Genomic DNA, 9387 nt, shown 5'->3' on the forward strand with positions numbered 1-9387 from the left:
GGGGCGGGGGCGGCCGGGGCGATGCGGACCAGGCGGCCGGGGGAGGCGCCGGTGTCGGACAGCACCCCGCCACCGGTGGACCGCAGCGGCAGCCACACCACCCGGTCCGGCATCTCGGTGACGTGCAGCGGCAGTTCGACGGAGCCGGCCGGGCCGCTGACGGCGAGCAGGTCGCCGTGGCCGACGCCGGTCTCGGCGGCGGTGGCGGCCGAGAGCCGGGCCACCGGGGCCCGCCGGGTGCCGGCCAGCGCCTCGTCGCCCTCCTGGAGCCGGCCCAGGTCGAGCAGCATCCGGTGCCCGGCGAGGACGGCCTCGCCCTCCCCGGCCCGCGGCAGCGGTACGCCGGACTCGGCCGGTGCGGCGGACGCGGCGCCGTCCCAGGGGCCGAGCCGGTCCAGCTCCCGGCGCACGGACCGCACGTCCGGCAGGGCGAAGTGCACGTCCATGACGTCCGCGAGCATGTGCAGCACGCGGGCGTCGGCCGGGGGCAGCGTCCGGGTCATCTGCTCGGGCTTCAGCGCGGCCTCGAACATCCGCACCCGGCCCTCCCAGTTGAGGAAGGTGCCGCGCTTCTCGGCGACCGCGGCGACCGGCAGGACCACGTCGGCCCGGTCGGTGACCTCGCCGGGGCGCAGCTCCAGCGAGACGACGAAGGCGGCGTCCAGGGCCTCGCGGGCGCGGGCCGGGTCGGGCAGGTCGGCCACGTCCACGCCGCCGACCAGCAGCGCGCCCAGCTCCCCGGTGGCGGCGGCCTCGATCATCTGGCCGGTGTCGCGCCCGTATCCGGTGGGCAGTTCGCGTACGCCCCAGGCGAGCGCCACGTCCTCGCGGGCCCGCGGGTCGGTGGCCGGGCGGCCGCCGGGCAGCAGCGCCGGGATGGCGCCCGCCCACAGCGCGGCCCGCTCGCCGGCCCGGCGCGGGATCCACACCAGGGCGGCGCCGGTGGCGGCGGCGGCGGAGACGGCCGCGGTGAGCGCGCCGGGCACGCCGGCCAGCCGCTCGCCGACGACGATCACCGCGCCCTCGGCCCGCAGCGCCTCGGCGGCGGCGGTCCCGGACTCGTCCAGGCCGTCCCGGGTGGCCAGCGCCTCCAGCCACTCGGTCTCGGTGCCGGGCGCGGCCGGCAGCAGCGCGCCGCCGGCCTTGGTCAGGCCGGGGGTGGCGTACGCGGCGAGGGCGAAGGTCCGCTGCCCGTGCTTGCGCCACGCCTTGCGCAGCCGCAGGAAGACGCCGGGCGCCTCCTCCTCGGCCTCGATCCCGGCGAGGAGGACGGCGGGGGCCTTCTCCAGGGCGGTGTACGTGACGCCGCGCCCGTCCAGGTCGGTGCCGTGCGCGGCGACCTGGGCGGCCAGGAAGTCGGCCTCCTCGCCACTGTGCACCCGGGCGCGGAAGTCGACGTCGTTGGTGTCGAGGGCGATCCGGGCGAACTTGGCGTAGGCGTAGGCGTCCTCGACGGTCAGCCGGCCGCCGGCGAGCACCCCGGTGCGGCCGCGGACCAGGCCGCGGGCGGCGGCCTGGAGCGCCTCCGGCCAGGAGGCGGGGGCCAGGACGCCGTCCTCGCCGCGGACCAGCGGGGTGGTGAGCCGGTCGCGCGCCTGCGCGTACCGGAAGGCGAAGCGGCCCTTGTCGCAGATCCACTCCTCGTTGACCTCGGGGTCGTCGGCGGCCAGCTTGCGCATGACCTTGCCGCGGCGGTGGTCGGTGCGGGTGGCGCAGCCGCCGGCGCAGTGCTCGCAGACCGAGGGGCTGGAGACCAGGTCGAAGGGGCGGGAGCGGAAGCGGTAGGCGGCCGAGGTGAGGGCGCCGACCGGGCAGATCTGGATGGTGTTGCCGGAGAAGTACGACTGGAAGGGGTCGCCCTCGCCGGTGCCGACCTGCTGGAGCGCGCCGCGCTCGACCAGTTCGATCATCGGGTCGCCGGCGACCTGGTTGGAGAAGCGGGTGCAGCGGGCGCACAGCACGCAGCGCTCGCGGTCGAGGAGCACCTGGGTGGAGATCGGCACCGGCTTCTCGTACGTCCGCTTCCGCCCCTCGAAGCGGGAGTCGGCCTGGCCGTGCGAGACGGCCTGGTTCTGTAGCGGGCACTCGCCGCCCTTGTCGCAGACCGGGCAGTCCAGCGGGTGGTTGATCAGCAGCAGCTCCATCACGCCGACCTGCGCCTTCTCGGCGACCGGCGAGGTGAGCTGGGACTTGACCACCATGCCGTCGGTGCAGGTGATGGTGCAGGAGGCCATCGGCTTGCGCTGGCCCTCCACCTCGACGATGCACTGGCGGCAGGCGCCGGCCGGGTCGAGCAGGGGGTGGTCGCAGAACCGGGGGATCTCGATGCCGAGCTGCTCGGCGGCCCGGATGACCAGGGTGCCCTTGGGGACGGACACCTGGATGCCGTCGATGGTCAGGGTGACCAGGTCCTCCGGCGGGACGGCGGCGGCGCCGCCCCCGGCGGGGTTGGACGTCGTGACCGTCATGCCGTCACCTCCGGGGTGTGGCCGCTGCCGTCCGCCCAGGCGGTCGACCTGGCGGGGTCGAAGGGGCAGCCGCGGCCGGTGATGTGCTGCTCGTACTCCTCGCGGAAGTACTGAAGCGAGGAGAAGATCGGCGAGGCCGCGCCGTCGCCGAGGGCGCAGAAGGACTTGCCGTTGATGTTGTCGGCGATGTCGTTCAGCTTGTCGAGGTCGCTCATGGCGCCCTTGCCGGCCTCGATGTCGCGGAGCAACTGCACCAGCCAGTAGGTGCCTTCGCGGCAGGGGGTGCACTTGCCGCAGGACTCGTGGGCGTAGAACTCGGTCCAGCGGGTGACGGCCCGCACCACGCAGGTGGTCTCGTCGAAGCACTGGAGGGCCTTGGTGCCGAGCATGGAGCCGGCCGCGCCGACGCCCTCGTAGTCCAGCGGCACGTCCAGGTGCTCGGCGGTCAGCAGCGGGGTGGAGCTGCCGCCCGGGGTCCAGAACTTCAGCCGGTGGCCGGGGCGGATGCCGCCGCTCAGGTCGAGCAGTTGGCGCAGGGTGATGCCGAGCGGGGCCTCGTACTGGCCGGGTGAGGCGACGTGGCCGCTGAGCGAGTAGAGCGTGAAGCCGGGGGACTTCTCGCTGCCCAGGGAGCGGAACCAGTCCTTGCCGCGGTGCAGGATCGCGGGAACGGACGCGATGGACTCGACGTTGTTCACCACGGTGGGGCAGGCGTAGAGGCCGGCGACCGCGGGGAAGGGGGGCCGCAGCCGGGGCTGGCCGCGGCGTCCCTCCAGGGAGTCGAGCAGCGCGGTCTCCTCGCCGCAGATGTACGCGCCCGCGCCGGCGTGCACGGTCAGTTCGAGGTCGAGCCCGCTGCCGAGGATGTCGTGGCCGAGGTAGCCGGCCGCGTACGCCTCGCGCACGGCCTCGTGCAGCCGGCGCAGTACGGGCACGGTCTCGCCGCGCAGGTAGATGAAGGCGTGCGAGGAGCGGATCGCGTAGCAGGCGATCACGATGCCCTCGATGAGGGAGTGCGGGTTGGCGAAGAGGAGGGGGATGTCCTTGCAGGTGCCGGGCTCGGACTCGTCGGCGTTGACGACGAGGTAGTGCGGCTTGCCGTCGCCCTGCGGGATGAACTGCCACTTCATCCCGGTGGGGAAGCCGGCGCCGCCGCGGCCGCGCAGTCCGGAGTCCTTGACGTAGGCGATGAGGTCGTCCGGCGTCATCGCCAGGGCCTTCTTCAGGCCCTGGTAGCCGTCGTGGCGGTGGTAGGTCTCCAGGGTCCAGGAGTCGGGCTGGTCCCAGAAGGCCGACAGCACGGGCGCCAGCAGCTTGTCGGGGCTGTGGGTCTCGGTGGCCACGCTCATCACTCCCCCTCCTCGGCGGTCGGACCGGCGGCCGGGTTGTTCGGGTCGGAGGCCGAGGTCGGCTGGGAGCCGTCGTGCGAGCTGAGGTGCTCGCGGTTCGGCGTGGTCTTCGCCGGGTCCTCCGGCTGGGCGGGCGGTACGGCGTCGGCGGGGGCCGCGGGCCGGGGGTGCACGACCCGGGGCGGGGCGGTCTCGCCCTTGGCCAGGCGCAGGCCGACGAGCGACGCGGGGCCCGCGCCACCGCTGGCGGCGACCGCGCCGGGGCGCTGGTCGGGGAAGCCGGCCAGGATGCGGGCGGTCTCCTTGTACGTGCAGAGGGGAGCGCCGCGGGTGGGCTCGACGGGCCGGCCGGCGCGCAGGTCGTCGACGAGGGCGCGGGCGGACTGGGGGGTCTGGTTGTCGAAGAACTCCCAGTTGACCATCACCACGGGGGCGAAGTCGCAGGCCGCGTTGCACTCGATGTGCTCCAGGGTGACGGAGCCGTCCTCGGTGGTCTCGCCGTTGCCGACGCCCAGGTGCTGCTTCAGCTCGTCGAAGATGGCGTCGCCGCCCATCACCGCGCAGAGCGTGTTGGTGCACACCCCGACCTGGTAGTCGCCGGAGGGCTTGCGCCGGTACATCGTGTAGAAGGTGGCCACCGCGGTGACCTCGGCGGTGGTCAGGCCCAGCATGTCGGCGCAGAAGCGCATGCCGGTGCGGGAGACGTAGCCCTCCTCGGACTGCACCAGGTGCAGCAGCGGCAGCAGCGCGGAGCGGCTGCCGGGGTAGCGGGCGATGACCTCCCTCGCGTCCGCTTCGAGCCGGGCCCGGACCTCGGCCGGGTACTCGGGGGCCGGGAGCTCCGGCATCCCCAGGCTCACCTCTTGGTTGGCGGTCACCGGTCGACGCCTCCCATCACGGGGTCGATGGACGCGACGGCGACGATGACGTCGGCGACCTGGCCGCCCTCGCACATCGCCGCCATGGACTGCAGGTTGGTGAAGGACGGGTCGCGGAAGTGGACCCGGTAGGGGCGGGTGCCGCCGTCGGAGACGACGTGCGCGCCCAGCTCGCCCTTGGGGGACTCGACGGCGGCGTACGCCTGGCCGGGCGGCACCCGGAAGCCCTCGGTGACCAGCTTGAAGTGGTGGATGAGGGCTTCCATGGAGGTGCCCATGATCTTCTTGATGTGGTCCAGGCTGTTGCCGAGGCCGTCCGGGCCCATGGCGAGCTGCGCGGGCCAGGCGATCTTCTTGTCGGCGACCATCACCGGGCCGGGCGCGAGCCGGTCCAGGCACTGCTCGACGATGCGCAGCGACTCGCGCATCTCCTCCAGCCGGATCAGGAAGCGGCCGTAGGCGTCGCAGGTGTCGGTGGTGGGGACCTCGAAGTCGTAGGTCTCGTAGCCGCAGTAGGGGTCGGTCTTGCGCAGGTCGTGCGGCAGGCCGGTGGAGCGCAGGATCGGGCCGGTGGCGCCGAGCGCCATGCAGCCGGCCAGGTCGAGGTGGCCGATGCCCTGCATGCGGGCCTTGAAGATGGGGTTGCCGGTGGCGAGCTTGTCGTACTCCGGCAGGTTCTTCCTCATGGTCTTCACGAACTCGCGCAGGCGGTCCACCGCGCCGGGCGGGAGGTCCTGGGCGAGGCCGCCGGGCCGGATGTAGGCTTGGTTCATGCGCAGGCCGGTGATCAGCTCGTACAGGTCGAGGATCAGCTCGCGGTCCCGGAACCCGTAGATCATGATCGTGGTGGCGCCCAGTTCCATGCCGCCGGTGGCGATGCACACCAGGTGCGAGGAGAGCCGGTTCAGCTCCATCAGCAGGACGCGGATCACCGAGGCGCGGTCGGGGATCTGGTCGGTGATGCCGAGCAGCTTCTCCACGCCGAGGCAGTAGGCGGTCTCGTTGAAGAAGGACGTCAGGTAGTCCATCCGCGTCACGAAGGTGGTGCCCTGCGTCCAGGTGCGGAACTCGAGGTTCTTCTCGATGCCGGTGTGCAGGTAGCCGATGCCGCAGCGGGCCTCGGTGACGGTCTCGCCGTCGATCTCCAGGATCAGCCGGAGCACGCCGTGGGTGGACGGGTGCTGGGGGCCCATGTTGACGACGATCCGCTCGTCGTCGGCGCGGGCCGCGGCCTCGGCGACCTCGTCCCAGTCGCCGCCGGTGACCGTGTAGACGGCGCCCTCGGTGGTCTCCCGGGCGTCGGTCTCCCTGGCGCCGGAGAGGTGGTCGGTGCTCATGAGTAGGACCTCCGCTGGTCCGGAGCCGGGATCTGGGCGCCCTTGTACTCGACCGCGATGCCGCCGAGGGGGTAGTCCTTGCGCTGCGGGAAGCCCTGCCAGTCGTCCGGCATCATGATCCGGGTGAGGGCCGGGTGGCCGTCGAAGACCAGCCCGAAGAAGTCGTAGGTCTCCCGCTCGTGCCAGTCGTTGGTCGGGTAGACCGAGACCAGCGAGGGCACGTGCGGGTCGCTGTCCGGGGCGGAGACCTCCAGCCGGATCGCCCGTCCGTGGGTGAGCGAGCGCAGGTGGTAGACGGCGTGCAGCTCGCGGCCCCGGTCGCCCGGGTAGTGCACTCCGCTGACCCCGGTGCACAGCTCGAAGCGGAGCGCCGGGTCGTCGCGCAGGGTGCGGGCGACCCGCGGCAGGTGCTCGCGCTCGATGTGGAAGGTCAGTTCGCCGCGGTCGACGACCGTCTTCTCGATGGCGTTGGCCGGGAGCAGGTCCTGCTCCTCCAGGGCGCCCTCCAGTTCGTCGGCCACCTCGTCGAACCAGCCGCCGTAGGGGCGGGCGGCCGGTCCCGGCAGGCGTACGGAGCGGACCAGGCCGCCGTAGCCGGAGGTGTCGCCGCCGTTGTCCGCGCCGAACATGCCGCGCTGGACGCGGACCTCCTCGCCGGCGTCGCCGCGCTGGCCGGGGAGGTTCTGCGCGCTGAGGTCCTTCTCGGGGTTGGGCTCTTCGGTGCTCACCGCAGCAGCCCCTTCATCTCGATCACGGGCAGGGCCTTGAGCGCCGCTTCCTCCGCCTCCCGGGCCGCCTCCTCGGCGTTCACGCCGAGCTTGGAACCCTGGATCTTGCTGTGCAGCTTGAGGATGGCGTCGATGAGCATCTCCGGCCGCGGCGGGCAGCCGGGCAGGTAGATGTCGACGGGGACGACGTGGTCGACGCCCTGCACGATCGCGTAGTTGTTGAACATCCCGCCGGAGGAGGCGCAGACGCCCATCGAGATGACCCACTTCGGGCTGGGCATCTGGTCGTAGACCTGCCGCAGCACGGGGGCCATCTTCTGGCTGACCCGGCCGGCCACGATCATCAGGTCGGCCTGGCGCGGCGAGCCGCGGAAGACCTCCATGCCGAAGCGGGCCAGGTCGTAGCGGCCGGCGCCGGTGGTCATCATCTCGATGGCGCAGCAGGCGAGGCCGAAGGTCGCGGGGAAGACGGACGCCTTGCGCACCCAGCCCGCGGCCTGTTCGACGGTCGTCAGCAGAAAGCCGCTCGGCAGCTTCTCTTCGAGTCCCATGAGTGTGCCTTCAGCTCCCTAGTCCCAGTCCAGGCCGCCGCGCCGCCACACGTACGCGTAGGCGACGAAGACGGTGAGCACGAAGAGCAGCATCTCCACGAGCCCGAAGATCCCCAGCGCGTCGAAGCTGACCGCCCAGGGATAGAGGAAGACGATCTCGATGTCGAAAATGATGAAGAGCATCGCCGTCAGGTAGTACTTGATCGGGAAGCGGCCGCCGCCGGCCGGAGTGGGCGTCGGCTCGATGCCGCACTCGTAGGCTTCCAACTTGGCCCGGTTGTACCGCTTCGGGCCGACCAGCGTGGCCATGACCACGGAGAAGATCGCAAACCCTGCCCCGAGGGCGCCGAGCACGAGGATGGGCGCGTAGGCATTCACGCTCCTCGCTCCTTCCAGTCGTCCTTGACCGTTGGACCGCACCGGGCGTTCGTCTCGCCACCTCGTGTCACGGCCCCGCGGGGGTAGCGCGAAGATCACGTGTATGTGAGGCAGTTCACAAGCCCGACTGCCTCGCATCCTATGCCTGTCGTTCTGTGATCTGCGACACGGGATGCGGCAACGACTTTGTGATCTCCACCACCTGGCGAAGGATCATGGAACAGACATGTCGGCGATCTTGGCACCAGACGTGTCCAGGTGGTCACCTGAGGTGACATAAGCGGTAGTTACCGCTGGTCAGGGCAGCCTCGCCTTATCAAGAGATGGCCCCTACAAGCAAATTCGCGACCGCCTCGCGCGGGTGGTAAAGGATCCCGCCTCACCCGGGCGAGGGAGGACGGCGGCGCGAAGTGGACACGTGCGCGCGTTCACGATCTTTCGGACGGGGCGGGCGGTGACCTTCCCGTGACCTCCGTCACTCCGCTCGACGGGCGGCGAAAGCGGGCTTGGCCACCGAGGTGAAGGGATGGTAGGCGCGCGGCAATTCGGACCTTTTATGGAAAGCCCATGATCACGACGTTGATCACTAGCGTCCGCAATGTCCGTTACGGCGTCAATCGGACCCGCAGGGAAGCGGATTCACGGCTTCCGCACGCAACTGTGGCGCAAAGCACGTTTCTTGAAGGGAACCCGGCCGCCCTGATAGCGGTTGTTCTCATGTCCCACACCGCTCACATACCCAGCCACCGGAAGCCCCGGCGCAGCGCCTCGAAGCTCGCGCTGCGGGCCGGAGTTGCCGGTGGCGTCCTCAGCACCATCGCGGTGGCCGGCGCCGCCGGGCCGGCGAACGCCGAGCCGGTGACCGAGACCATCGAGATGCCCACGCTCAACGCGGAGCTGTCCGGCGGCGGTCTCTCCAGCGCCGTCGCCGCCTCCGCCGAGACGACCCACCAGATCGCCCTGGACACCGAACTGCAGTCCCTGGAGGACGCGTCGGCCGCCCGGGCCGTGAAGGACGCCAACAAGGCCAAGGCCGAGGCGCAGCGCAAGGCCGACGCCGAGGCCAAGCGCAAGGCCGTGGCCGAGGCGAAGGAGAAGGCCGCCGCCGAGGCCGCCGCCCGCGCCTCCCGCTCCGCCGAGCGCACCGCGCTCTCCGCCTCCACCGGCTCCTCCTCCGACTCCGGTGCGTCGTCCTCGTCCTCCTCCGACTCGGGCTCCGACTCCGGCGGCTCCTACGACGACTCCTCGCAGGCGACCGGCTCGGCCGCCGCGATCGTCGCCTTCGCCCGCGCCCAGGTCGGCGACGCGTACGTGATGGGCAGCACCGGGCCCAACTCGTGGGACTGCTCCGGCCTGGTGCAGGCCGCCTACCGCCAGGCGGGCATCGACCTGCCGCGGGTCTCCGGCGACCAGTCCAGCCGCGGCACCGAGGTCTCGATGAGCGACCTCCAGCCCGGCGACATCCTCTACTGGGGCAGCCGCAGCGGCTCGTACCACGTGGCCATCTACGTCGGCGGGGGCAACTTCGTCGGCGCGCAGAACCCGGGCACCGGTGTGGTGGAGCGCTCGCTCGACTACGACCAGCCGTCCGGCGCGGTCCGCGTCCTGTAACCGACCGCTCGGTCCCCAGGGCCGCCGCTCCCCCGCTCGGGGTGGGAGCGGCGGCCCTGGGGACCGAGCGGGCGGTTACAGGACGCG

The 9387-nt window shown here is 72.0% G+C and carries 8 protein-coding genes; 1 reads left to right on the plus strand and 7 read right to left on the minus strand.

The genetic code is table 11. The features are described from left to right. The 7 genes from C6N75_RS23170 to C6N75_RS23200 all read right to left on the minus strand — a co-directional run. On the minus strand, positions 1-2468 hold a 2468-nt coding region (locus C6N75_RS23170; RefSeq protein ID WP_105870832.1), incomplete at its 3' end, for an NADH-quinone oxidoreductase subunit G. Next, positions 2465-3817 (minus strand): NADH-quinone oxidoreductase subunit NuoF, encoded by a 1353-nt coding sequence (gene nuoF / locus C6N75_RS23175; protein ID WP_105870833.1) that lies wholly within the window; start codon positions 3815-3817, stop codon positions 2465-2467. The genes C6N75_RS23170 and nuoF, both read right to left, overlap by 4 nt. After that, positions 3817-4665 carry an NADH-quinone oxidoreductase subunit NuoE gene (gene nuoE, locus C6N75_RS23180; RefSeq protein WP_105870839.1) on the minus strand — a complete coding sequence of 283 codons (849 nt, stop codon included), beginning with the start codon at positions 4663-4665 and terminating at the stop codon, positions 3817-3819. Before nuoE ends, nuoF begins: the two co-directional genes overlap by 1 nt. A gap of 26 nt (positions 4666-4691) precedes the next feature. After that, positions 4692-6032, minus strand: coding sequence for an NADH-quinone oxidoreductase subunit D (locus C6N75_RS23185; RefSeq protein WP_105870834.1), 1341 nt, complete (start codon positions 6030-6032; stop codon positions 4692-4694). Further along, positions 6029-6760: an NADH-quinone oxidoreductase subunit C gene (locus C6N75_RS23190; protein WP_105870835.1), complete on the minus strand. Its 732-nt coding sequence runs from the start codon at positions 6758-6760 to the stop codon at positions 6029-6031. The genes C6N75_RS23185 and C6N75_RS23190 overlap by 4 nt, the downstream gene beginning before the upstream one ends. Further along, a complete protein-coding gene (locus C6N75_RS23195) occupies positions 6757-7311 on the minus strand; it encodes a NuoB/complex I 20 kDa subunit family protein (RefSeq protein ID WP_105870836.1) in 555 nt (184 codons plus the stop codon). The genes C6N75_RS23190 and C6N75_RS23195 overlap by 4 nt, the downstream gene beginning before the upstream one ends. An 18-nt stretch (positions 7312-7329) precedes the next feature. Continuing rightward, the gene (locus C6N75_RS23200) at positions 7330-7689 is read right to left on the minus strand and encodes an NADH-quinone oxidoreductase subunit A (RefSeq protein ID WP_105870837.1); all 360 of its coding nucleotides are present in this window, start codon (positions 7687-7689) and stop codon (positions 7330-7332) included. Between the two features lie 717 nt (positions 7690-8406). Between C6N75_RS23200 and C6N75_RS23205 the strand changes: the two genes are divergently transcribed. Next, complete coding sequence (locus C6N75_RS23205; RefSeq protein ID WP_105870838.1) at positions 8407-9300, plus strand: C40 family peptidase; 894 nt, start codon at positions 8407-8409, stop codon at positions 9298-9300. Positions 9301-9387: the final 87 nt, after the last annotated feature.

Origin of the sequence: Streptomyces solincola (assembly GCF_002982015.1) — a bacterium.
Taxonomy (GTDB): domain Bacteria; phylum Actinomycetota; class Actinomycetes; order Streptomycetales; family Streptomycetaceae; genus Streptomyces; species Streptomyces solincola.

Excerpts from the sequence above, each read along its gene's own strand:
- nuoF (WP_105870833.1), bottom strand. The coding sequence starts at position 3,817 with ATGAGCGTGGCCACCGAGACCCACAGCCCCGACAAGCTGCTGGCGCCC.
- nuoE (WP_105870839.1), bottom strand. The coding sequence starts at position 4,665 with ATGCCGGAGCTCCCGGCCCCCGAGTACCCGGCCGAGGTCCGGGCCCGG.
- C6N75_RS23185 (WP_105870834.1), bottom strand. The coding sequence starts at position 6,032 with ATGAGCACCGACCACCTCTCCGGCGCCAGGGAGACCGACGCCCGGGAG.
- C6N75_RS23195 (WP_105870836.1), bottom strand. The coding sequence starts at position 7,311 with ATGGGACTCGAAGAGAAGCTGCCGAGCGGCTTTCTGCTGACGACCGTC.
- C6N75_RS23205 (WP_105870838.1), top strand. The coding sequence starts at position 8,407 with ATGTCCCACACCGCTCACATACCCAGCCACCGGAAGCCCCGGCGCAGC.